This is a genomic window from Sphingomonas sp. FW306-1B-B10E (genome assembly GCF_058782005.1).
Map to the genome: position 1 here is coordinate 30,895 of NZ_JBYSXG010000014.1, position 22,477 is coordinate 53,371.

At 67.5% G+C, this 22,477-nt stretch carries 19 protein-coding genes and 1 tRNA gene; 14 read left to right on the forward strand and 6 right to left on the reverse strand.

What is annotated here, in order from left to right; genetic code table 11:
- Positions 1-40: 40 nt before the first annotated feature.
- Positions 41-928, forward strand: a complete 888-nt coding sequence (locus AC3WJI_RS07650; protein ID WP_492756667.1) for an ROK family protein — start codon at positions 41-43, stop codon at positions 926-928.
- Positions 929-943: 15 nt separating this feature from the next.
- Here the strand turns inward: AC3WJI_RS07650 and AC3WJI_RS07655 are convergent, their stop codons facing one another.
- Positions 944-1,567, reverse strand: a complete 624-nt coding sequence (locus AC3WJI_RS07655) for a DNA-3-methyladenine glycosylase family protein (RefSeq protein ID WP_492756668.1) — start codon at positions 1,565-1,567, stop codon at positions 944-946.
- Positions 1,568-1,630: 63 nt separating this feature from the next.
- Here AC3WJI_RS07655 and AC3WJI_RS07660 point away from each other — a divergent pair, with 63 nt between their 5' ends.
- Positions 1,631-1,948 (forward strand): 2Fe-2S iron-sulfur cluster-binding protein, encoded by a 318-nt coding sequence (locus tag AC3WJI_RS07660; RefSeq protein WP_492756669.1) that lies wholly within the window; start codon positions 1,631-1,633, stop codon positions 1,946-1,948.
- Between the two features lie 16 nt (positions 1,949-1,964).
- On the opposite strand, the gene AC3WJI_RS07665 is transcribed toward AC3WJI_RS07660, so the two are convergent.
- From AC3WJI_RS07665 to AC3WJI_RS07675, 3 genes are all read right to left on the reverse strand, one after another.
- On the reverse strand, positions 1,965-3,104 hold the full coding sequence (locus tag AC3WJI_RS07665) for a hypothetical protein (RefSeq protein WP_492756670.1): 1,140 nt from the start codon (positions 3,102-3,104) through the stop codon (positions 1,965-1,967).
- A gap of 91 nt (positions 3,105-3,195) precedes the next feature.
- Positions 3,196-3,945, reverse strand: coding sequence for a 23S rRNA (guanosine(2251)-2'-O)-methyltransferase RlmB (gene rlmB / locus AC3WJI_RS07670; protein WP_492756671.1), 750 nt, complete (start codon positions 3,943-3,945; stop codon positions 3,196-3,198).
- Positions 3,945-5,558, reverse strand: a complete 1,614-nt coding sequence (locus tag AC3WJI_RS07675) for a M20/M25/M40 family metallo-hydrolase (RefSeq protein ID WP_492756672.1) — start codon at positions 5,556-5,558, stop codon at positions 3,945-3,947. The genes rlmB and AC3WJI_RS07675 overlap by 1 nt, the downstream gene beginning before the upstream one ends.
- A gap of 119 nt (positions 5,559-5,677) precedes the next feature.
- Here AC3WJI_RS07675 and AC3WJI_RS07680 point away from each other — a divergent pair.
- The 7 genes from AC3WJI_RS07680 to AC3WJI_RS07710 all read left to right on the forward strand — a co-directional run bounded on the left by AC3WJI_RS07680 (position 5,678) and on the right by AC3WJI_RS07710 (position 17,010).
- A tRNA-Tyr gene (locus AC3WJI_RS07680) sits at positions 5,678-5,764 on the forward strand.
- A 140-nt stretch (positions 5,765-5,904) separates the two neighbouring features.
- Entirely contained in the window at positions 5,905-8,283 is a 2,379-nt protein-coding gene (locus AC3WJI_RS07685) for a GH92 family glycosyl hydrolase (RefSeq protein WP_492756673.1), read from the forward strand.
- 63 nt (positions 8,284-8,346) lie between these two features.
- Complete coding sequence (locus AC3WJI_RS07690) at positions 8,347-9,999, forward strand: M28 family metallopeptidase (protein WP_492756674.1); 1,653 nt, start codon at positions 8,347-8,349, stop codon at positions 9,997-9,999.
- Positions 10,000-10,388: 389 nt separating this feature from the next.
- A complete protein-coding gene (locus AC3WJI_RS07695) occupies positions 10,389-10,583 on the forward strand; it encodes a hypothetical protein (protein WP_492756675.1) in 195 nt (64 codons plus the stop codon).
- Complete coding sequence (locus AC3WJI_RS07700) at positions 10,580-13,567, forward strand: TonB-dependent receptor (protein ID WP_492756676.1); 2,988 nt, start codon at positions 10,580-10,582, stop codon at positions 13,565-13,567. Before AC3WJI_RS07695 ends, AC3WJI_RS07700 begins: the two co-directional genes overlap by 4 nt.
- A gap of 18 nt (positions 13,568-13,585) precedes the next feature.
- Positions 13,586-14,278 carry a DUF6250 domain-containing protein gene (locus tag AC3WJI_RS07705; RefSeq protein WP_492756677.1) on the forward strand — a complete coding sequence of 231 codons (693 nt, stop codon included), beginning with the start codon at positions 13,586-13,588 and terminating at the stop codon, positions 14,276-14,278.
- Positions 14,279-14,292: 14 nt separating this feature from the next.
- Positions 14,293-17,010, forward strand: a complete 2,718-nt coding sequence (locus tag AC3WJI_RS07710; protein ID WP_492756678.1) for an exo-rhamnogalacturonan lyase family protein — start codon at positions 14,293-14,295, stop codon at positions 17,008-17,010.
- Positions 17,011-17,141: 131 nt separating this feature from the next.
- On the opposite strand, the gene rdgB is transcribed toward AC3WJI_RS07710, so the two are convergent.
- A complete protein-coding gene (gene rdgB / locus AC3WJI_RS07715) occupies positions 17,142-17,771 on the reverse strand; it encodes an RdgB/HAM1 family non-canonical purine NTP pyrophosphatase (protein WP_492756679.1) in 630 nt (209 codons plus the stop codon).
- Entirely contained in the window at positions 17,768-18,478 is a 711-nt protein-coding gene (gene rph / locus AC3WJI_RS07720; protein ID WP_492756680.1) for a ribonuclease PH, read from the reverse strand. Before rph ends, rdgB begins: the two co-directional genes overlap by 4 nt.
- A 97-nt stretch (positions 18,479-18,575) precedes the next feature.
- On the opposite strand from rph, the gene AC3WJI_RS07725 reads away from it, so the two are divergent.
- From AC3WJI_RS07725 to AC3WJI_RS07745, 5 genes are all read left to right on the forward strand, one after another.
- A complete protein-coding gene (locus AC3WJI_RS07725; RefSeq protein ID WP_492756681.1) occupies positions 18,576-19,073 on the forward strand; it encodes a DUF6438 domain-containing protein in 498 nt (165 codons plus the stop codon).
- A 161-nt stretch (positions 19,074-19,234) separates the two neighbouring features.
- Positions 19,235-20,278, forward strand: a complete 1,044-nt coding sequence (hrcA, locus tag AC3WJI_RS07730) for a heat-inducible transcriptional repressor HrcA (RefSeq protein ID WP_492756682.1) — start codon at positions 19,235-19,237, stop codon at positions 20,276-20,278.
- Positions 20,279-20,291: 13 nt separating this feature from the next.
- Entirely contained in the window at positions 20,292-20,858 is a 567-nt protein-coding gene (gene grpE, locus AC3WJI_RS07735) for a nucleotide exchange factor GrpE (RefSeq protein ID WP_492756683.1), read from the forward strand.
- A 226-nt stretch (positions 20,859-21,084) separates the two neighbouring features.
- The gene (locus AC3WJI_RS07740; RefSeq protein WP_492756684.1) at positions 21,085-21,483 is read left to right on the forward strand and encodes a hypothetical protein; all 399 of its coding nucleotides are present in this window, start codon (positions 21,085-21,087) and stop codon (positions 21,481-21,483) included.
- 43 nt (positions 21,484-21,526) lie between these two features.
- Entirely contained in the window at positions 21,527-22,336 is an 810-nt protein-coding gene (locus AC3WJI_RS07745; RefSeq protein WP_492756685.1) for a ferredoxin--NADP reductase, read from the forward strand.
- Positions 22,337-22,477 lie beyond the last annotated feature (141 nt).

The following is a 22,477-nucleotide window of genomic DNA, read 5'->3' on the forward strand; positions in this document are numbered from 1 at the left end:
GCGGCTTTTCCGCTGCGGCCGGCTGGGCTAGCGGGGGCGCATGCGCGTAACGACACCCCTGATCGCTGGGCTCGAACTCGGCGGGACCAAATGCATCGCTCTGCTCGGTACCGGCCCGGACGATGTCCGCGAACAGCGGACGGTGCCGACCACCGATCCCGTCACCACCCTGGCCGAGATCGAGGCGGTGCTCGACGACTGGAGCTTCGATGCGATCGGCGTCGCCAGCTTCGGCCCGCTCCAGCTTGACACCGGTGCACCGGATTATGGCGCGGTCACTGCGACGACCAAGCCGGGGTGGAGCGGGACCGATATCGTCCGCCGGCTCGAGCGGCGCTACGCCAAGCCGATCGGCTTCCAGACCGACGTCAACGGCGCCGCATTGGCCGAGGCGCGCTGGGGCGCGGCGCAGGGACTGGCGACGCATGCCTATATTACCGTCGGCACCGGCGTGGGGGTCGGGCTGGTCGCCGGCGGACGGCCGGTGCAGGGCGTTGCGCATGGCGAGGCCGGGCATATGCGGGTGCCGCGCGCGGTGGGGGACAATTACCCTGGCTGGTGCCGCTTCCATGGCGATTGCGTCGAGGGACTGATCTCGGGGCCGGCGCTCGCCGCGCGCTTCGGGCGGCCGGGGCACGAACTGCCGATCGACGGGCCCGAATGGGACCTGTTCGTCCACGATCTCGGAGCGCTGCTGCACAATCTCGTGACCGTCGCCGCGCCCGAGCGGATCGCGATCGGCGGCGGGGTGATCGCCAAGCGCGCGCATCTGTTTCCGCGGCTGCGGGCACGGCTGGCGGGGAGCTTAAGCGGGTACGGCTCGCTGGCGGGCTATGCCGGGGAACTCGACGCGCGGCTCGGGCCGCCGGGGCTGGGCGCGATGGCCGGGCCGCTGGGGGCGCTGGCGGTGGGGCTGGGGGCGACCTAACCCAATTTATCACTCTCAAATCACCTCCATGTCGATCTTGTAGTGGTGCCAGGCGAAGATCGCCGCGGCGCCGCGATAGGGGCTCCAGGGCAGCGACCATTCGCGCAGCTTCTTCTCCGACGGGCGCCCGGCATGACCGAGGATGCGGCCGATCTCGATCTGGACCGCAAGATCCCCCGCCGGCCAGATGTCGGGGCGCCCCTCGGCGAACAGCAGGTAGATCTCGGCGGACCAGCGGCCGATTCCCTTGATCGCCGTGAGCGCGGCGATCGCTTCTTCGTCATCCTCTGGCAGATTCGCGAGGTCCAGCCGTCCGCTCGTCACTTCCTCGGCGAGGCTGCGGGCGTAAGCCGCCTTTTGGCGCGACAGGCCGGCGGCGCGGAGCTGGTCGTCGGTTGCGCGGGCGACGGTGCCCGGGTCGGTCAGGTCGCCGAGCCCGGCGGCGAGCTTGTTCCAGATCGACTGCGCCGCGGCGACGCTGACCTGCTGGCCGACGATCGTGCGCAGCAAGGTCTCGTAGCCGCGGTCGCGGATGCGCGGCGGGGGATAGCCGGCGCGCTCCAGCGCCGCAGCGAAGGCGGGCTCGATCCGGACGAGCGCATCGACCGACTCGCGGAGCTGGATTTCGCTCAGGCCCATGGCCGACATCCTTGAAACCGGGGGGCTTCGACGGCATGGGAAGGGCCGACCAAGGAGAATTGCATGCCCAAGCTTATCGTCGTCACCAGGGAAGGGGAAGAACGCGAAGTCATGGGCGAGGCGGGGCTCAGCGTGATGGAAGTGATCCGCGACAATGGCTTCGACGAGCTGCTCGCGATCTGCGGCGGCTGCTGCAGTTGCGCGACCTGCCATGTCCATGTCGACCCGGAATTTGCGGCCAAACTGCCGCCGATGAGCGAAGACGAGAACGATCTGCTCGACAGCTCGCCCGATCGCGACGCACGCTCGCGGCTGTCGTGCCAGGTCCAGTTCACCGAGGCGCTCGACGGGCTGCGGGTGACGATCGCGGCCGAGGACTGAGCGCCGCCTTCGCTGGCTAGTGAGTCATCACTATTGGCTCGGTCGTGCTCGTCGCGCCCCAACCACCGCCGCCGCCCCTATCTTCATCCTCATCGCGTTTATTGACGTCCGGCTTGTGAAAATCAGCATGCTCGGTCTTCGACGAGACGAACTTGTACTTTTTGCGCTTTTCGGCGACCGCGGTGGACGCGTCCTTGGTCGTTTGGCGATGTGAATAGCCATAGTCCTCCATCTCGTCGTCCGAGGGCGGGCCAGCGCTGGTCTGGGTCATGCCTGTTCCTTTGACCGCGCCGCCATTTTCCAAGCGATAGAAGGTATTGTGAGTGCCCGGCTTCGCATAGCCGGACGGATCGGGCGCGGTGATGCTTACCGATACGTCGTCGCGTTGCATCATTGACGGCAGGCGCAACGTGTCGTGAATTAGCTGCGGCGTCGAATAGCCTTTGGTTCCCTGCGGCACCCGCGGCATCTGGAAATGCAGATTAGCGTTCGGTCCTACACCGGAAAGGCGTTCTGCCGTTCCACGGGTGTCGCCGATGTTCATGTTGTTGAGGATCGGGACGCCCTGCACCTCCAGGTCGCGCCGGTTCTGCGCATAGCTGGCATAGTTGGGTGCCTGCTCGAAGGTGGTGACCACCATCCGATCGACGATGCTGGGGTCTTGGCGCTGGCGCGCCATCGCGCCTGAAAGATCGGCTTCGGACAGCAGCACCTGGGTGCGGCCGTTGACATTCTCTTCGGGCGGGCGAATCTGCCCTGGCGGATGCATGCCACCGACGGTCGGGCGATAGCCGATGATCCGATCCTCGGTGACTACGATCGGGCGCCCATGCGTGGTAGTGAACCGATAGTTCTCGTCATCGTCGGTACCGTTATAGGTGGCGATGATCGGCCCAGAGAAGGGGCCGGGATAATAGACCTGGAACAGTCGGTTCACGTCGTACACCTGCGGGCGCATCAATTGCACGACCGCGTCCGTGCGCGCGTTGCGTTGGACCGGCGGTGTGGCGGCGCGCGCCGACAGGCGCGTGGCCATGCGCTGCAGCGGGACCGTTCGTCGGTTGAGTTGCACATGCAGCGCCGAGGGCGCCCGAGCGATATCCTGCGTCGGCACCGGGGCCATCTTCCCACCATCCCGCATCAACGTCTCGGCCATGCAGCATCCTCCCGCCCGTCATGCTAGGCGCAGCGATGCGAGCGATGACAGTGGCGACTGGCCCATTTCGGAGGAGCTGGGGCTCGCGCGTTCACCCCCGCGCCGCGATCGCGTAGAGCGCCACGGCGGCCGCGTTCGAGACATTGAGGCTTTCGACCTTGTCCGAGATCGGCAGCTTGGCGAGCTGATCGCAATGCGCTTCGGTGTTCTGGCGCATGCCTTCGCCCTCGGCGCCGAGCACGAGTGCGATGCGCGCCTGGCTGCCCATCACTTGTGCGAGCGTTCCCTCGGCATGGCCGGTGAGCCCGATCCGCCAGAACCCCGCTTCGGCAATCTCCTCGAGCGCGCGGGCGAGATTGACCACGCGCACCCAGGGCACGCTCTCCAGCGTCCCCGAGGCGGCGCGCGCCAGCGCCCCCGATTCGGGCGGGGCGTGGCGGTCCTGGGTGACGATGCCGAGTGCGTCGAACGCCGCCGCCGAGCGCAGCACCGCGCCGACATTGTGCGGATCGGTGACCTGATCGAGGATCACCAGCGGCCGCTGGTCGCCTTCGCCCTGGGCGAGCAGATCGCCGAGCCAGATCTCCTCGAGCGGATCGACTTCGGCGACGAGCCCCTGGTGCGGCGCGTCGCCCGGCACCAGCCGCCCGAGATCGGCGGCATTGGCGAAGGTGATCGGGATCGACGTCGGGATGTCGAGCCCGGCGAGCGCCTCGTGCGTCCCCCAGATTTTCCGCACGGTGCGCTCGGAATTGTCGAGCGCGGCAAGCACCGCGTGGCGGCCATAGAAGCGCGGCCGCGATGCCGGCGCCTTGCTCGGGCGGTGTCCTTTGCGTGCCATCAGTCGAGGTCATCCGGATTGGGGTAGGCGAACGGGTCGGTCACCTTCGGCTCGGTGGGGAAGGGCTTGCGCGGCAAGGGCTTGTCGGCATTGGCGGCATTGAGCAGGAAGCTCGCGAGGATCACCGCGCCCTGGCGCATATCGGCCGCCTTGATGTGATCGAAGGTGTCGATGCTGGTGTGGTGGAGCCGGCTGCCATAATCGAGCGGATCCTGGATGAACTGGAACGCCGGGATGCCCACCGCCGAGAAGAACACGTGGTCGGTGCCGCCGGTGCCGCGGATCGCGACGGTGTTCGCGCCCATCGAGCCGAACGGCGCGAACCAGTCGCGGAAGGTCGGCACCACCGCGGGATTGTTCTCGGCATAGATGCCGCGGATCTTGCCCGAGCCGTTGTCGAGATTGAAATAGGCGGCGAGCTTGTCATAGCCCGGCTGGCGGGTGATCGGCCAGCGATTGGCCCAGCCATAGAAGCGCGCGAGCCCGGTCGCAGGGCTGCCGGGTTTGCGGGCACGCGTCGCGATATGCTGCTCGACATAGGCCATCGAGCCGAGCAGGCCCTGTTCTTCGCCCGCCCATAGCGCGAAGCGAATCGTGCGCTTTGGCTTGACGCCCATCGCCTGGAGGATGCGCGCGGCTTCCATCACCATCGCGACGCCGGCGGCGTTGTCGACCGCGCCGTCGCCCGCGACCCAGGAATCGAGATGGCCGCCGGCCATGACATAGGCGCCCGAGGGATCGCTGCCGGGGATGTCGGCGAAAATGTTGTACGCCTGGGTGTCGGTGTCGACGAAATGGACGACATTCTCGAGCTCGACCACCGGCGCCGGGCCAAGCTTGGCGAGCCGGGCGAGGCGGCGATAATCCTCGGCGGCGATCTCGACTCCGGGGACCTGCTGGGTCTCGCCCGCGCCGAACAGATAGCCGCTGCCGTGGACGAGCTTGCCGTCGCGCGCTGACATCGTGGCATAGGCGACCGCGCCCTCGGCCTTGAGGAAGGCATCGAGCTTCGCCGAATAATCGAGCCGCTTCATCCGGCGGTCGCTCGCCGCGGGATCGTAGGTCGGCTGGTCATAGGCGTCGAGCTTGGCGAGCTCGTCACTATTGTAGCGCCGGAAGGCGGGATCGCCCGGCTCTGAACCGTCATTGGGCAAGGTGATCAGGACGATCTTGCCGGCGAGCTTGCCGCGGTAGAGCGCGAAATGGCGCTCCTCGCTCATCGGCGCAACCACGATGGGCGCGCTGATCTTGCCCGGCGTCGCCGGGGTCCAGGCGATCGGGATCGCGGTCAATGCGATCGGGCGCGGGCTGACCATCTGCGCGCTCGACCGCTCGATCCACCAGCCGCGGCCGAAATCAAAGCCTTCCTTGTGGACGTTCCTGAGCCCCCAGGCGCGGAACTTCGACGCGGTCCAGTCCTCGGCGGCGCGCATGCCCGGCGAATTGGTGAGGCGCGGGCCGATATGGTCGGTCAGATGCTCGACGGTCAGCATCACTTCGGAGCGATTCATGCCTTCGTCGAGGATGCGCCCGACCTCGCTGCGGTCGACCGATTGGGCGCCGAGCGGAGACGCGAGAACGGCAATGGCGGCAATGGCGGCGGCTGTGCGCATGGGGCTCCTGCGGATTGGAGGGATGCGCGCGACGCTATGCGGCGCGCGGTCTGCGCGCAAGGCGTTGACAGCGCGGGGTCGCTTCGGCATTGGACCGCCCTCGCTTCAGGCGGCACCATGGACAGGTGGCCGAGTGGTTAAAGGCAGCAGACTGTAAATCTGCCCGGGTTTCCCGTACGCTGGTTCGAATCCAGCCCTGTCCACCATCTTCTCATCGACAGGCCTAAGGGCGTCCTGAATCGGACTGCAGCCGCCATTTGCGCGCCGGCCGATTACGCGTGCAGTTGACCCGGCCCCCCATCCGACTTTAGCAAAGCAAATTGGATTAATCGGCGTCGGGGGTATCATGATCCGCTACGGAGTTGCCGCTGCCTGTCTCGCGATCGTCGCCGGGACTGCCGGGCGTGCCGCCATCGACGCGGCGGTCGATCCGGTGGCCGAGGTCAATCCGTTCATCGGTACGACCAATGGCGGCAACGTCTTCCCCGGCGTGACCATGCCGTTCGGGATGGTCGCGTTCAGTCCCGAGCTGACGCCGCTGCCGGGCAAGCGCTTCCCGATCGCGGCGCCGGGCGGCTATGAATGGCGCGCGAACGGAGTTCGCGGGTTCAGCCTGACGCATGTGAACGGGACCGGCTGCACCGGCGCGAGCGGTGACATTCCGATCATGCCGGTGACGACATCGGTCGAAGTTTCGCCGGCCTCGGTCGAGGCGGGGATGACCTATGCCAGCTTGCTCGACCATGCCAAGGAAAGCGCGCGGCCGGGCGAATATGCGCTGACGCTCGACAATGGCGTCAAGGCCGAGCTCGGCGCGACCGAGCGCACCGCGGTGGGCCGCTTCGCTTTTCCCGCGGACAGGCCCGCAAACCTGTTGTTCCGCACCTCGGACAGCGAAGTCGGCAGCAGCGATTCGGCGATCCGGATCGATTCGGCGACGCGCACGGTCAGCGGATCGGTGACCAGCGGCAATTTCTGCGGCTATCTCGCCGAGGATCGCCGCGAGAGCTACTACACGCTGCACTTCGTCGCGGTGTTCGACCAGCCGTTCGAGACCGGCGGGACCTGGCGCGACGACACGGTGACGCCCGGTGCCGCGACCGGATCGGGCGGGACCGGCTATGGCACGCGCGGCCACCCGCCCGCGGGCAAGGGCGCCGGCGGGTGGATCGCGTTCGATTCGAAGCGCAGCCCGGTGGTGAATGTCCGCATCGGCATCTCTTATGTAGATGCGGCGGGCGCGCGGGCGAATCTCGAGCGCGAGAGCCCGGCGGGCACCAGCCTCGAGGCGACGCAGGCGGCGGGCCGCGCGGCGTGGAACCGGGCGCTCGGCCAGATCCGCATCGACGGCGGCGCGCGCGACGACCGGACGGTGTTCTACACCGCGCTCTATCATGCGCTGATGACGCCCAATCTCACCAGCGATGCGGACGGGCGGTATCGCGGCTTCGACGGCAAGACGCATCGGCTCGCGCCGCGCCAGAGCGCGCAATATGCCAATTATTCGGGCTGGGACGTCTATCGCTCGCAGCTGCAATTGGTGACCCTGCTCGATCCCCGGCGCGGCTCGGACATCGCGCAGTCGCTGCTCAACCAGGCCGAGCAGAATGACGGGGTGTGGGATCGCTGGACGCACCTCACCGGGCCGACGAGCGTGATGAACGGCGACCCGTCGCCGCCGTCGCTCGCGGCGATCTATGCGTTCGGCGGGCGCGGCTTCGACCTCAAGCGCGCTTATGCCTCGCTCAAGCGCGCGGCGACGGTGGCGACCGCCAAGGATCTCGATCGCAAGGGGTGCCCGGTGCTGTGCACGGGGCAGCGGCCGGGGCTCGATCAGTGGCTGCGGCTGCACTACATGCCGGTCGGCGCGCCGGGCTGGGGCAGCGCTTCCGACACGCTCGAGATGGCTGCGGCCGATTTCGGGCTGAGCGAGCTTGCCCGCCATGCCGGCGACAGGGCCGGCGCGCGGACGTTCCGCGCGCGCTCGGGCTGGTGGCGCAATCTGTTCAACCCCAAGGCGACTGCCGAGGGCGGCTATACCCAGCCGCGCAAGGCCGATGGCAGCTGGCCGGCCTTCGATCCCGCGTCCGACGAGGAATTCGTCGAGGGGAGCGGCGCGCAATATCTGTGGATGGTGCCGTTCGATCCGGCCGGGCTGATCGAAGCGCTGGGCGGCCGCGACGCCGCCGCGCGCCGGCTCGACGCCTTCTTCCGCACGCCCGACGGCGGCTGGGCGGTGACCAAATCGGGGCCGCTCCACGCCGAGATGGACAATGAGCCGTCGATCGCCTCTCCCTGGCTGTATCTGTTCGTCGGCCAGCCGTGGAAGACGCAGGAGACGGTGCGCGCGGCGATGCGCCGGATCTGGACCAACACGCCGCAGGGCATTTCGGGGAATGACGATCTCGGGCAGATGTCGTCCTGGTATGTCTGGTCGGCGCTCGGGCTCTACCCGGTCTATCCGGGGCGGGCCGAACTGGTGCTGGGCAGCCCGCTCTTCCCGAGTGCGACGATCGAGCGGCCGGGTGGGCGGATCACGATCCGCGCCGAGGGCGCTGCGGCCGACGCGCCCTTCGTCCAGTCGCTGCGCGTGAACGGGGGGGCGAGCGATCGCGCGTGGCTGCCTGCCGATTTCGTCGCGCACGGGGGGGCGCTCGATTTCACGCTGGCGACGCAGCCCGACCAAAGCTGGGGCATCGCCGCCCCGCCGCCTTCGTTTCACTGAGCCGAGGGGCGGCCACGCAGAATCAAGTTGTTACCAGCCGCCGACCTGCTTAGCCGTCTCCTCATGACTCGAGCTTTGCTCCTCGCCCTGGCGCTCTGCGCCGGGGCCTCGCCTGCGGCCGCGCAGCAATCCGGCGCCGCCGACCGACTGACCGAGACCGTGCGGACGCTCGCCTCCGACGCGTTCGAGGGGCGCGCGCCGGGATCGCCGGCGGAGCAGAAGACGATCGAATATCTGGTCGCGCGCTTCCAGGCGCTCGGGCTCGAGCCTGCGGGGCCTAATGGCGGCTGGGTGCAGCCGGTGCCGTTGCTCCATACCCAGCTCGGGGCGCCGCGGCAGCTCGCTTTCCAGGGCGCCAAAGGGACAACGCCGCTCAAGTCCGGCGAGGATATCTATATCTCGACGATTCGGCCCGACGATGCGGCGCGGATCGATGCGCCGCTGGTGTTCGTCGGCTACGGCGTCCACGCGCCCGAACGGCAATGGGATGACTTCAAGGGCGTGGACGTCCGCGGCAAGGTCCTGGTCTTCCTCGTCAACGATCCCGACTTCCACGCTGCGCCGGGCGAGCCCGCCGCGGGCAAGTTCGGCGACCGGACGATGACCTATTATGGCCGCTGGACCTACAAGTTCGAGGAAGCGGCGCGGCGCGGCGCGGTCGGCGCGCTGATCGTCCACGATACCGCGGGCGCCGGCTATGGCTGGAACGTCGTGATCAGCCCGGGCGGCGAAAATTACGACATCGTGCGCAAGCCCGCCGACCTGACCAGCGTGCGATTGCAGGGCTGGCTGTCCGGCGCCGCGGCGAAGCGGCTGTTCGCATCGGCCGTGCTCGACTTGGATGCGCTGACGACCGCGGCGCGGTCGCCAGGTTTCAAGCCGGTCGAACTAAAGGGCGTCAGATTTCAGGCCGAGCTGCCGGTCTCGCATCAGGTCGTCACGAGCAACAACGTCCTCGCACGCATCCCCGGCACCAGCCGCGCAGACGAAGTCGTGATGTTCGGCGCGCATTGGGATGCGTACGGCGAGGGCAAGCCCGACGCGCAGGGGCGAGTCTATCGCGCGGGCGCCAATGACGACGCGCTCGGCGTCGCCGGGCTGCTCGAGATTGCGCGCGGCCTCAAGGCGGGGCCTGCGCCGGCGCGCAGCGTCGTGTTCGCGGCGTGGACCGCGGAAGAGCGCGGACTGCTGGGATCGGAATATTATGCGACGAACCCGGTCTTCCCGCTCGAAAAGACCGTCGCCAATCTGACGCTCGACATCCTCCAGACCGCCGGCTTCGCCAACGATGTCGTGCTGGTCGGCAAGGGTCAGAACACGCTCGAAGACGACATGGCGCGCGTCGCGGCGACGCAGGGCCGGCGAATGACCCCCGAAAGCCTGCCCGAGCGCGGGCTATTCTACCGTGCCGACCATTTCTCGTTCGCCAAGCGCGGCGTGCCGGTGCTGCTGATGATGGGCATCGCCGGCGCATCGGACCTCAAGCAGGGCGGCATCGCGGCGGGGCAGGCGTGGATCGATGCCTATACCGGCGCGTGCTATCACCAGGCGTGCGACCACTGGAGCCCGGACTGGAACCTCGACGGTGCGCTCCAGGACATCGCGCTGGTCGGCACGATCGGCGGCGAACTCGCCCGGTCGGGCGACTGGCCGGCGTGGAAGGCCGGGTCCGAATTCCTCAAGCTGCGCAAGCCGGGCACGGCGGGAAAGCGCTAGCCCGACGATTCATTCGAAGCTGAAGGACGTACATTCCCAGCCGTCATCTTCGCGGAAGCGCGGGACCATTTCGCTCGCGTGAACAAAAACCGGGGGGTGCCTTGGGCACGTCCCTGAGTGAGTCTCCGCGCTCGCGGGGATGACGATGTCTGATCAAGTCGATGCCTGAAACAGGTTCAGCTGGATCGCGAGGTGATGCGGCCTCTGTCCGACCGCCTGCGCCGTGCCGCAAGCCGTTTGCAGCAAACTTTCCATTTCGTTTCACTATGTGAGTATAACTATCACATATAGTGAATTCGCTTCCATTCCCTAACCACGCTGCTATTCGAGTCGGTACAGCCGATGAATCGGCGTGCGCGGCCCGGGGCCGCCAACGGGTCGGAGAGAGTATGCGTAAGTGTTCCAGCGTCGTTCGTTCCAGCGTCTCGCTTGCCGCGGTTGCGGCAGCGGCGATGTTCTCGCCGAGCGCGTTTGCGCAGGCCGCCGACGGCGCGCAGACCACCCCTTCGGACGATCCGGCCCCCACCACCGAATCGCAGACCCAGGGCACCCCGGACGACAGCGGCGTCGATGCCGACACGTGATCGTCACCGGCACGCGCGCCAGCCTCCAGTCGGCGATCGGCCGCAAGAAGAATTCGGGCACCGTCGTCGATTCGATCGTCGCCGACGACATCGCCAGCTTCCCCGACAAGAATGTCGGCGAGGCGCTCAGCCGCATCACCGGCGTCCAGCTCAGCCGCGACCTGGGCGAGGGCAACAAGGTGTCGATCCGCGGCGTCGAGCCCGATCTCAACCGCGTTCAGATCAACGGCGTCAGCCAGCAGAGCGCGCTCGGCGAGCGCAGCGGCGATTTCCGTGAACTCGCGGTCGAGCTCGTCAAGTCGATCGACGTCTACAAGGGCTATATGGTCGATCTGCCCGAGGGCGGCATCGGCGGCACCGTCTCGGTCGAGACGCGGCGCCCGCTCGACCTCAAGGACCCGATCTTCAGCGTCAAGGCCGAGGGCCAGCATCACGATCTGAAGGAGACCTGGCAGCCGCGGCTCAATTTCCTTGCGGGGCGCGGCGACCTGCTCGACGGCCGCTTCGGCTTCATCGTCAACGTGACGCACAGCGCGGTCGATACGCGCTCGGACTTCGCGTCGAACACCAACTGGGGCCGCATCGCAGATTTCGACCGCTCGAGCGAGAAGACGATCGCCGATCCGAACTACGCCAATTTTGCCACCTATGAGAGCTGCGCGGGCACCACCGGTGCGACCGCGGCGACCGCCACGGCCAATCGCCTTGCCTGCGAGACGCAGTTCTTCGATTGGGCGCCGACGATCTACCGTTATCGCACGCAAGAGCGGCGCGACTACCGTACCTCGGTCGATATCCAGGCGCAGTTTCGCCCGACCGACAATTTCAACTTCTGGGTGCAGGGCCAGCTCAACAAGCGCCGGCAGCAGCTGCTGGATATCAATTACTCGATCAATGCCGATCGTTTCGAGCGCTACAATGTCGATCCGGCGCTGGCCGCCAACGCTGCCGGCGGGACCTCGCGCCCGCGCGTCACCAACGGCACGTTCACGATCGAGGACCATGTCGTCACCAGTTCGACGCTGGCGAACAACGGCGTGCTCGCCGGCACCACGCTGACCGGCGCGAACAACATCGTGGGCGTCCAGCGCCGCAATTTCGATTACGACCAGTTCACCCAATATTACCAGGCGGGGTTCGACTGGGATCTCGACCGCCTCAAGGTGCGCGGGCTCGGCGCCTATTCCAAGGCGAACCTGATCAACAACACCAATCTCGTCTCGATTAGCACCGGCGTGGGCGGAGTCACCGTCGATCGCCGCAACGAGCTCGGGCTGCCGGTGTTCGGCTTCCCGTCGAGCTTCGATCCTGCCGACGCGACCGACTATGGCGTCGCGCGCGCCGGGGCGAACGGCGTGCCCCTCGTCCAGTCCGGGCCGGTGGTGCAATATCGCCCGCAGGATGCGGGTTCGAGCGAAAAGATGGCGCAGCTCGACATGGACTACGACCTCCACTGGGGTCCGTTCACCACCGTGGAATGGGGCGGCCAGTTCCGCGACCAGAATTATTACAGCTATACCGGCGGCGGCGGGCGGCTGCTGCAGGCAGCGGTGACGGCAGTGCCCGCGGCGGGCATTGCGGGCTCGCCGGCGGTATTCCAGAGCAGCGCCAATGTCAGCTACAACACGGTGATCGGCGCGGTGCCCGCGAGCGGCCCGGCGGCGGACACCTATTATTGGACGCAGGCACAATATCAGGCGTTCCTCGCCCAGGCCGGCCGGACCACCGGCGGGGCGTCGCTATTCTCCGGGCTGCAGGGCGCGCCGAGCGGCGCGCCGAGCGCGCTGGCCTTTCCCGAATTCTCGGCGGACCTTGCGCGCTATTTCGATCTGTCGCGGTTCAACCAGAACCTGGTGCGCGAGGCCAATGGGCTGCCGCAGATCCCGGCCTATGTGGTCGACGAGCAGATCGCCTCGGCCTATCTCAAGTTCAATTTCGAGCAGCCCCTGTTCTGGGACATGAAGCTGACCGGCAATTTCGGCGTACGCTATACCAAGACGCGCGACAGCACGACCGGATCGAACCGTCGCAACGAAGTCCGCATTCGCCCCGGTACTGGCGTCAACGGCATCCCCGCGGTGACCGAGACGGTGCAGACCTACACGCAGGAAATTGCGATTCAGAACCGCTATGAGGACTGGCTGCCGGCGGTGAACCTCAACCTCGAGGTGGTGCCCAACCTGTTCGTCCGCACCACCTTCGCCAAGAACATGGCGCGGCCCAAGCCAGCCGATCTCGCGCCGGCGATCAACTGCACGATCGATACGCTCGACGCGATCGGCGTCGACGACACCTGCACCGCGGGCAATCCCGATCTCCAGCCTTATCGCGCCGACCAGTTCGACGTGAACGCGTCCTGGTATCCCAACCCGGACACGCTGATCAGCCTGGGCTATTACTACAAGAACATCAAAAGCTTCATCGTTCCCAACGTGACGCGCTCCGGGGTCGATCTCTATCATGACGGCACGACGTACACCGTGCGCCAGTCGGTCAACGGCTTCGGCGCCAAGCTCGACGGGTTCGAGGCGAGCGCGCAGACCGTGTTCAGCTTCCTGCCGGGCGTGCTCGACGGGTTCGGCGCGAGCGCCAACTTTACTTATGCGCGGGTGCTCAATTCGGGACTGACCAACCAGTCGACCGGCGCGCCGCTCGACGGCTATCCGGGCCTGTCCAAGTACACGTACAATGGCAGCCTGTTCTACGATAAGGGCTTCCTCAATGCCCGCATCTCGTACAACCGGCGCAGCGCCTGGCTCGACAAGGCGTCCGACGCCAATTTCGGCAACAATCCGATCTTCAGGAAGGGCGAGTCCTTCATCGACGCCAAGGTGATGTTCCGCCTGACCGACAAATACAGCGTCTGGGTCGAGGCGCTCAACCTCGGCAAGGAATATAGCCAGACCTATATCGATGCCGCGCGCCCGATCGAATACAACTATCCGGGCCAGCGCATCTTCGTCGGGATGCAGTGGAAGCTGTGATGCAGATCGGGCCGGACCATGTTGAATCCGGCCGGACATAAGGGCAGGGCGCTGCGCCTCGCGGCGATCGCTCTGTGCGTGGTGGCCGCGGGCTGCGCGGATGGTGCGCGGCCGGCGACGACTACCGCTGCGGCGAATTGGCGGATCGAGGCCGAGCAGGCGGCGTTCGTCAGCTTCGGCGAAGCGATCGATGTGGAGGCGCCGGCGGGGCTGTCGCTCTGGTACGCGCGGGAACTGCGCGGGCCGGTGGCGATCGAGTTCGACGCGCTGGCGGTGGCCGAGGGCGGCGCGAACGACGCGGTGAGCGACCTCAATGCGTTCTGGATGGCGCGCGACTCGCGCGTGCGCGGCGGATCGGTGTTCGCCAGGAAGCGCTCGGGCGCGTTCGCCCAATATGATGATTTGCAGACCTATTATGTCGGGATCGGCGGCAACCGGAACACTACGACGCGCTTCCGCCGCTATGTCGGCGAGCCCGGCAACCGGCCGCTGCTGCCGGGGCACGACCTTGTCGGCGCGGAGAATTTGTTGGTCGCCAATCGCTGGACGCATGTCCGGCTGATCGCCGACGGGCGGCACATCGCAGTCGAGCGCGACGGGCGGCGGATCTTCGCGCTCGACGATGCGAAACCCTATCGGCGCGGCTGGTTCGCGCTGCGCACCACCAAGAGCCATTTGCGCATCCGCAATCTGCGCATCGGAAAACCATAGGCCGGGAGAGAGACATGCACCTGACGCGACGGACGATGCTGCAGGGGGCGATCGTGTCGGCGGCGGCCGCGGGGGCGGCGCCGGCGATGGCGCAGGCTCGGCGTGGCAAGGGCGTCGAGGCGCCGGTCCGCTGGATCGACTGGGCGGCGCCCGAGCTGCACAGCGGACAGACCTTCGGGGTCGCCTGGGCGCGCGGCACGCTGGCCAAGGGAAAGGCGTTGACGGTGCGCGGAGCCGACGGGGAGGTGCCGTCGCAGAGCTGGCCGACCGCCTATTGGCCCGACGGCTCGATCAAATGGACTGCGCATGCGGTGCCGGCGGGGGTGGGAAGCGACGGCTTGGTCGTCGCGCGCGGGCGTCCGGCGCTGCCCGCGGCGCCGGTATCGGTGCACGAGACGGCGGACGCGATCCTGGTCCGCTCGGGCGCGCTCGAATGGGACATCGCGAGGAGCGGCCCCGCGGCGGTGCGATCGGCGAAGCAAGGCGATCGGACCCTGCTCGCCAATGCGCGGCTGCTCGGCGAGATTCGTGCGGGCTCGCCGGAAGGGGAACGGGTCGCGTTGACCGGGACGATCGAACGCGCGGTGGTCGAGCAGAAGGGGCCGGTGCGCGCAGTGGTGCGGCTCGAGGGGCATCATGTCGGCGGCGGGCGATCGGTGCTGCCGTTCGTGGTGCGGCTCTATGCCTATGCCGGGTCAGAGGCGCTGCGCGTGGTGCACAGCTTCATCCTCGACTTGGACGCGAGCGACCATATTTCGGCGCTCGGCGTTGCGACCGACGTGCCGATGCGTGGGCCGCTGCACGATCGCCATGTCCGCTTTGCCACCGCAGAGGACACGATGTTCGCCGAGGCGGTGCGCCCGCTCACCGGGCTGCGCCGCGATCCGGGCAAGGCGGTGCGCGCGGCGCAGGTCGCCGGGCGCACCGTGGCGGTTGCCGAGATGCGCGATCCGGTGGGCAAGCTGCTCGAGCGGATCCCGGCGTGGAACGATTTCAGCCTCGCCCAGCTCAACGCCAATGGCTTCACGCTGACCAAGCGCACGGGCGAAGGCCATGGCTGGATCGATTCGGACGAGGGCCGGCGCGCGCCGGGCTTCGGCTATGTCGGGACGCCGCAGGGCGGGGCGGGGCTCGCCGCGCGCTATTTCTGGCAGCGCCACCCGACCCAGCTCGACGTGCGCAATGCCGCCTCGGACACCGCCAGCCTGACCGCGTGGCTGTGGTCGCCCGACGCGCGGCCGATGGACTTGCGCGCCTATCACGGCACGATGGGGATGGAGGGCTTCGACGCGCAGAACCAGGGGCTTGATATCACCTATGAGGATTACGAGCCCGGCTGGGATGATCCAAAAGGGATCGCGCGGACGAGCGAGCTGATGCTCTGGGCCTTCGACGCCACTCCCGAAACCTCGCGGCTTCAAGCGCTCGCCTGCGCCGCCGCGACGCCGCCGCAGCTGATGACCGAGCCCGCGCATCTCCACGCCGCAGGGGTGTTCGGCAACTGGAACCTGCCCGACCGCTCGACGCCGCAGCGCGCGCTGATCGAGGATGAGCTCGCCAATCTCGTCGACTTCTATGCCGGCGAAGTGGACCGGCGCAGCTGGTACGGCTTCTGGGATCACGGCGATGTGATGCACAGCTACGATCCCGACCGGCACCAATGGAAATACGACATTGGCGGCTTCGCCTGGGACAATAGCGAGCTCTCGACCGATCTGTGGCTGTGGTATGCCGCGCTGCGCTCGGGCGACGCCAAGACCTGGCGGCTCGCCGAGGCGATGACGCGGCATACTGGTGAGGTCGACGTCTATCACATGGGGCGCTTCGCCGGGCTCGGCACGCGCCACGGCGTCCAGCATTGGAGCGACAGCTCGAAACAGCCGCGGGTCAGCAACGCCGCCTATCGCCGCATCTTCTATTATCTCACTGCCGACGAGCGGGTCGGCGACCTGATGCGCGCGCTGGTTACCTCGGACCAGACGCTCGACCATGTCGAGATCGGGCGGAAGACCAGTGCGCCGAAGGAGGATCTGCCCGAGGGCGTGATCCAGATGGCGTTCGGCACGACCTGGGCGGTGTGCGCGGGGGCGTGGCTCACCGAATGGGAGCGCACCGGTGACAAGAAATGGCGCGACCGCCTCGTCGCGGGGATGGACAGTATCGGCCGGATGCCGAACGGCTGGCTGACCGGCGGCGCGCCGTTCGATCTGGCGAGCGGACGCTTCCTCAGCCGTGACACGATCGGAATCTCGCACCTAAATTCGGTGTTCGGCGCGGTGGAGATCCAGGCCGAATTGATTGAACTGATCGACGTGCCGCGCTTCCGCGCCGCGTGGTTCGATTATTGCCGCTGGTACAATGCGCCGCGCGAGGAGTGGGCAGCGAAGTTCGACAAGCCCTATGGCGGGCGCAACTTGAAGCAGGGCCATTCGCGGCTCACCGCTTATGTCGCCAAGATGACCGGCGATGCCGGACTTGCGCGGCGCGCGGCGGCAGAATTCTATTCAGGCGAGGCGGGGATGCGGGTGGTCAAGGGCGACCCGCGCGTGAAGCTGCCCGGCGGGGTCGTCGAATGGCCGGGCGTGTCGACCAACGGGTCGGCGCAATGGGGCCTGGCGGCGATCCAGACACTGGCGCTGGTGCCCGAGGCGCTCGACACGGTGCCGATCCCGACGCGTGCGCCGCGGGAGGATCAGGCCAATCCGGAGCAGCCGCCGGGGTATCGGCCGTGAACGGGCACTGTTCCCCGGCGAAGGCCGGGGCCCAGTTGCCACGCGATTCGAGAGGATCGTCCTCGCTCGCTGGGTTCGTCGAAACTGGGCCCCGGCCTTCGCCAGGGAACAGCTTCTTGGACGACGGATAGTTAAAAGACCGCCGCCACCAACTGCCGAAACGCATCGGCGCGGTGGCTCATCGCGTGCTTGGCCTCGGGGTCCATCTCGCCATAGGTGACGTCGTGGCCGTTGGGCACGAACACCGGATCGTAGCCGAAACCGCGGTCGCCGCGCGGGGGCCAGACCAGAACCCCGTCGGCACGGCCCTCGAACCATTCGACATGGCCGTCGGGCCAGGCGAGCGCGAGCGCACAGACGAAATGCGCGTCGCGGCTGGTCTCCGGTGGAAGCGCGGCGAGCTTGTCCTCGACGCGCTGCATCGCGATGCCGAAGTCCTTGGCTTCGCCCGCCCAGCGCGCCGAGAAGATCCCGGGATCGCCGTTCAGCGCCTCGACGCACAGTCCGCTATCGTCGGCCAGCGCGGGCAGGCCGGACAGATCCGCCGCCTGCAGCGCCTTCAGTTCGGCATTGGCGACGAAGGTGGTTCCCGTCTCGTCGGGCTCGGGCAAGTCGAGCTCGGCGGCCGAGACCGGCTCGACGCCGTAAGGCCCGAGTAGCGCCCGAATCTCGCGCACCTTGCCGGGATTGTGGCTGGCGATCACCAGCTTGCCGGGGGCGAGCTTGCGGATCGCCTGGGGAGTTTCGCCTTCGCCGCTCATACCGCCTTCAACTGCGCGGCGAAGATCTGGTTGCACCCGATCCGCGCGAGGCGGAGCAGGCGGAGCAGGCCTTCCTCGTCATAGGTTGCGCCTTCTGCGGTCGCCTGTGCCTCGGCGATCTTGCCGTCGGCGAGCAGGACGAAATTGGCGTCGGCATCGGCCGCGCTGTCCTCGTCATAGTCGAGGTCGAGCACCGGATTGCCCTGATAGATGCCGCAGGACACTGCCGCGACCTGGGTCAGGATCGGGTCTTTTTCGAGCAGCCCGGCGGCGAGCAGTTTGTTGGTGGCGATGCGCAGTGCCACCCAGGCGCCGCTGATCGCCGCGGTGCGCGTGCCGCCATCGGCCTGGAGCACGTCGCAATCGAGCGTGATCTGGCGCTCGCCGAGCAGCTTGAGGTCGGTGACCGCGCGCAACGAGCGGCCGATCAGCCGCTGGATCTCCTGGGTGCGGCCCGATTGCTTACCCTTGGCGGCCTCGCGCTGGCTACGCGTGTGGGTGGCGCGGGGGAGCATGCCATATTCGGCGGTGACCCAGCCCTCGCCCTTGCCGCGCAGCCAGGGCGGGATCCGCTCTTCGATGCTCGCGGTGACCAATACGCGGGTGTCGCCGAAGCCGATCAGCACCGATCCCTCGGCATGGCGCGTGAAATTGGACTCGATCGTGATGCTGCGCATTTCGTCGGGGGCGCGGCCGGAGGGGCGCATCGGTTCATTCTCCTGCAAACTGGTTGGCGCCACCTAGACCGTGTCGCGCCGGGAACCAAGCCGGTGCGCACGAGTAGGGCAGGCAGCGGAGGAAAGCATGCGGAACTGGATGATATTGGGTGCGGCGGCGGCTTCGCTGGCAGGGTGCGTCGCGCCCGAGCGGCCCGACACGGTGCGGCCCATCGAGAGCGATTCGATCCGCTACGAGACCGGGCCGTGCTTCGGGCGCTGCCCGGTCTATGCGGTGACGGTGCGGCCGGACGGCACGGGCGTGTTCGAGGGCAAGCGCTTCACTGCGGTCACCGGCGAGCGGCGCTTCACGCTGACCCGCGCGCAATATGACGCGTTCGCGGCGCGGCTGGCGCCCTATCGGCCCGAGAGCGGCGAGGTCCGCTACGAGATGGGCAGCGCCAATTGCGGCAACGCGCCGACCGACATGCCGAGCGTCGACGTCCGCTGGACCCGCGCGATCGGCGACGGCCAGGCGCTGCATTTCTATTATGGCTGCCGTCGCGACAACGCCGCGCTCGCCGAAGCGCTGGGCGGCGCGGCGGAATTGTTGCCGGTGCAGGAGATGATCGGGCCGCGGCCGTAAGTGGGTCGGGCCCTCCCCCGACCCCTCCCGCTACGCGGAAGGGGAGCGCTGAAATCCGGCGCGTGCCGCTTTCGCTCCCCTCCCGTTTACGGGAGGGGTCGGGGAGGGCACACCGACGACGGTAGGTTGAGCCCGCTGTCGCCTTCGCTACATATCACCGCATGACCACCCCTCCGATCCACGAGCTCACCGATCGCGCGCGCGACGTGTTCCGGATCGTCGTCGAATCCTATCTCGACAGCGGCGCGCCGGTCGGCTCGCGGACGATCTCGAAGATCTCGACGCTCAATCTGTCGCCCGCCTCGATCCGCAACGTCATGCAGGATCTAGAAGAGGCCGGGCTGCTCGCCGCGCCGCACACCAGTGCGGGGCGGATGCCGACCCAGTCGGGACTGCGGCTGTTCGTCGACGGAATGATGCAGGCGAGCGCGCCCTCCGCCGAGGAGCGCGCCGCGATCGAGTCGCGCGCCGGGCAGGCGGGGCCGATCGAGCAGGCGCTGGCGAGCACCACCGCGGCATTGTCGGGGCTGTCGTCTTGCGCTGGGCTGGTGCTGGTGCCCAAGGTCGAGCCGGTGCTGCGTCAGTTCGGCTTCGTGCCGCTGAGCCGTGATCGCGCGCTCGCGGTGCTGGTCGGCGAGGACGGATCGGTCGAGAATCGCGTGGTCGAGATCCCGGGCGGGATCGACCCGGCCTCGCTCCAGCAGGCGGCGAACTATATGAGCGCGATGCTGAGCGGATTGACGCTCGGCGAGGCGCGGGCACGGATCGAGCGCGACCTCGGCCAGCAGCGTGCGGCGCTCGACAGCGCAGCGGCGACCCTGGTCGAGCGCGGGCTGGCAGTGTGGAGCGAAGATGGCGACCGCCGCCCGGTGCTGATCGTGCGCGGTCAGGCGCGGCTGATCGATACCGCCGCGACCGAGGATCTCGAGCGCGTCCGCCAGTTGCTCGACGAGCTCGAGGGCAAGGAGGAGATCGCCCGGTTGCTCGACAGCGCGCGCGAAGGCGAGGCGACGCGCATTTTCATCGGATCGGAGAACAAGCTGTTTGCGTTATCGGGGTCGTCGGTCATCGCGAAACCGGTGCGTGCGCTCGACGGGCGCGTGGTCGGCGTGGTGGGCGTGATCGGCCCGACGCGGTTGAACTATGCGCGTGTCGTGCCCATGGTGGATTTCACGGCGGCCACATTGGCCCGATTACTAGCCTGACGAACAGGGAAATATGTCGAACGAGAATGAGAAGATGAGCGCGGACGTGCAGGACGCGGAGACCAGCCTTCGCGAGGAAACCGCCGAAGCCGCCCCCGAAGTTGCCGAGCACGACCGCAGCGCCGAGCTCGAGGCCCAGCTCGCCGAGGCGCGCGCCGCGGTGATGTACGCGCAGGCCGAAACGCAGAATGTCCGCCGTCGCGCCGAGAAGGAAGCGCAGGACGCGCGCGCTTATGCCGCGACCAATTTCGCGCGCGACATCCTGTCGGTCGCCGACAATCTCAGCCGCGCGCTCGCCGCGATCCCGGCTGATCTGCGCGAGGACGATCGGCTCAAGGGGCTGGTCACCGGGCTAGACGCGACCGGGCGCGAAGTCGATTCGGTGTTTGCGCGCCACGGCATCTCGAAGATCGTCGCGGTCGGCGAGACGCTCGATCCCAATCGTCACCAGGCGATGATGGAAGTGCCTTCGGCCGATGCCGAGCCGGGCACCGTCGTTCAGGAGATCCAGACCGGGTACATGATCAAGGACCGGCTGCTCCGGCCGGCGCTGGTCGGCGTGGCGAAGAAGCCGGACTAAATCTCCTTCTCCCCCTGTGGGAGAAGGAAGGGGCCCGCTCGATGAAATCGAGTGGGAAGGATGAGGGGGACGTAACCTGCTACGACTCCCCCTCACCCTTCCGCCGATTTCATCGGCTCCCTCCCTCTCCCGCAAGGGGAGAGGGGTTTAGCTATTGCAACTCATTCGCATCACGCGCTAGGACGCGAACGGCTCGCAGACGGGCCGGTCAATGCGAGGGTGCGGCGTGTATCAGTTCCTCGATCGAAGCGTGTCCGAACTCGCCCGCAGCGAGGCGTTGCTCCTCTGGGCGATGCGGCAATGGGTCGGGGCGATGCGGGGCGGGCGCTGCCCATGCGCCGCGATCGGGCCGGCGCTTGCCGCGCACCGGGTCTCGGCCATCCTGCCCGATTTCAACATCGCGATGATGCTGCTCGATCGCGACGGGCTGGCATCGCTCCAATTTCGCACAATCGGATGTCTCAGCTTGGGCGATGACGAGGCATTGTTGCTGGCACTTCACGCCGCGGCCGCTAAAGGGCAGGAAACAGTGGTGCAGAACATCGTTGAAGCGCTGGTGAAGCCCGAGGCACAGCGCACGCTCCAGTTCGCCGCCACGCGCGTCGCTTTGGCCCTCGCGGTCTGAACGACGCATCCAAATGATTCAGGAACCGTTTCTTTCGATGAACATGCACGCCCGACCGCCCCATCTGCTTCCCGAGCATGCCGCTTTCCAGACCTGCAACGTTCGCTGGGTCCGCCACTGGAACGAGCATCTGTTCAGCTTCGCGATCGAGCGTCCGGCGAGCTTCCGCTTCCGCTCGGGCGAGTTCGTGATGCTCGGACTAGAAGGCGAGGGCAAGCCGCTGATGCGGGCGTATTCGATCGCCAGCCCGACCTGGTCGGACGAGCTCGAATTCTTGTCGATCAAGGTGCAGGACGGACCGCTGACCTCGAAGCTGCAGATGATCCGCGAGGGCGACCAGGTCTATCTCGGCAAGAAGCCGACCGGGACCTTGGTGTCGGACGCGCTGATCCCCGGCAAGAGGCTGTTCATGCTCTCGACCGGTACCGGCCTCGCGCCGTTCCTCAGCATCGCGCGCGATCCCGACATCTACGACCTTTTCAGCCAGGTGGTGATCGTCCACTCGACCCGCCGGGTCAGCGACCTTGCCTATCATGACGAACTCACTGCGCAGCTTGCCGGAGACCCGCTCGTCGCCGACCAGGCGCTGCTCCAGTTCCACTATATACCGACGGTGACCCGCGAGCCGTTCCGTACCACCGGGCGTATCGGCCAGCTGATCGAGGAAGGCTGGCTGTTCCAGCCGCCGGTGGCGGGCGATCGCGCACTCAACCCGGAGACTGACCGCGTGATGCTGTGCGGCAGCGCCGAGATGATCAAGGACTTCTCGGCGATGCTCGAGCGCCACGGCTTCGAGGAAGGCTCGAACAACAAGCCGGGGACGTTCGTGGTCGAGCGGGCTTTCGTGGGGTGAGCGCGCGCCAGTCGCGGCGCATGCCCACCCCAAATCTCCCTCTCCCCTTGCTAGGGGAGAGGATACCGCAGCTTGGCAGCTTGCTGCCTAGCGGAGGTTGGTGAGGGGTAGAGCGGCGCTTAGCGCCGCGGGGGGGGGGGG

What these genes read in the sequence shown, in the direction of transcription:
- AC3WJI_RS07690 (WP_492756674.1), top strand. Translation starts at nt 8,347, where the DNA reads ATGACTCGAGCTTTGCTCCTCGCCCTGGCGCTCTGCGCCGGGGCCTCG.
- AC3WJI_RS07655 (WP_492756668.1), bottom strand. Translation starts at nt 1,567, where the DNA reads ATGGGCCTGAGCGAAATCCAGCTCCGCGAGTCGGTCGATGCGCTCGTC.
- hrcA (WP_492756682.1), top strand. Translation starts at nt 19,235, where the DNA reads ATGACCACCCCTCCGATCCACGAGCTCACCGATCGCGCGCGCGACGTG.
- AC3WJI_RS07745 (WP_492756685.1), top strand. Translation starts at nt 21,527, where the DNA reads ATGCACGCCCGACCGCCCCATCTGCTTCCCGAGCATGCCGCTTTCCAG.
- AC3WJI_RS07685 (WP_492756673.1), top strand. Translation starts at nt 5,905, where the DNA reads ATGATCCGCTACGGAGTTGCCGCTGCCTGTCTCGCGATCGTCGCCGGG.
- AC3WJI_RS07665 (WP_492756670.1), bottom strand. Translation starts at nt 3,104, where the DNA reads ATGGCCGAGACGTTGATGCGGGATGGTGGGAAGATGGCCCCGGTGCCG.
- AC3WJI_RS07675 (WP_492756672.1), bottom strand. Translation starts at nt 5,558, where the DNA reads ATGCGCACAGCCGCCGCCATTGCCGCCATTGCCGTTCTCGCGTCTCCG.
- rlmB (WP_492756671.1), bottom strand. Translation starts at nt 3,945, where the DNA reads ATGGCACGCAAAGGACACCGCCCGAGCAAGGCGCCGGCATCGCGGCCG.
- grpE (WP_492756683.1), top strand. Translation starts at nt 20,292, where the DNA reads ATGTCGAACGAGAATGAGAAGATGAGCGCGGACGTGCAGGACGCGGAG.
- AC3WJI_RS07710 (WP_492756678.1), top strand. Translation starts at nt 14,293, where the DNA reads ATGCACCTGACGCGACGGACGATGCTGCAGGGGGCGATCGTGTCGGCG.
- AC3WJI_RS07660 (WP_492756669.1), top strand. Translation starts at nt 1,631, where the DNA reads ATGCCCAAGCTTATCGTCGTCACCAGGGAAGGGGAAGAACGCGAAGTC.
- AC3WJI_RS07650 (WP_492756667.1), top strand. Translation starts at nt 41, where the DNA reads ATGCGCGTAACGACACCCCTGATCGCTGGGCTCGAACTCGGCGGGACC.
- AC3WJI_RS07725 (WP_492756681.1), top strand. Translation starts at nt 18,576, where the DNA reads ATGCGGAACTGGATGATATTGGGTGCGGCGGCGGCTTCGCTGGCAGGG.
- rdgB (WP_492756679.1), bottom strand. Translation starts at nt 17,771, where the DNA reads ATGAGCGGCGAAGGCGAAACTCCCCAGGCGATCCGCAAGCTCGCCCCC.
- AC3WJI_RS07695 (WP_492756675.1), top strand. Translation starts at nt 10,389, where the DNA reads ATGCGTAAGTGTTCCAGCGTCGTTCGTTCCAGCGTCTCGCTTGCCGCG.
- rph (WP_492756680.1), bottom strand. Translation starts at nt 18,478, where the DNA reads ATGCGCCCCTCCGGCCGCGCCCCCGACGAAATGCGCAGCATCACGATC.
- AC3WJI_RS07705 (WP_492756677.1), top strand. Translation starts at nt 13,586, where the DNA reads ATGTTGAATCCGGCCGGACATAAGGGCAGGGCGCTGCGCCTCGCGGCG.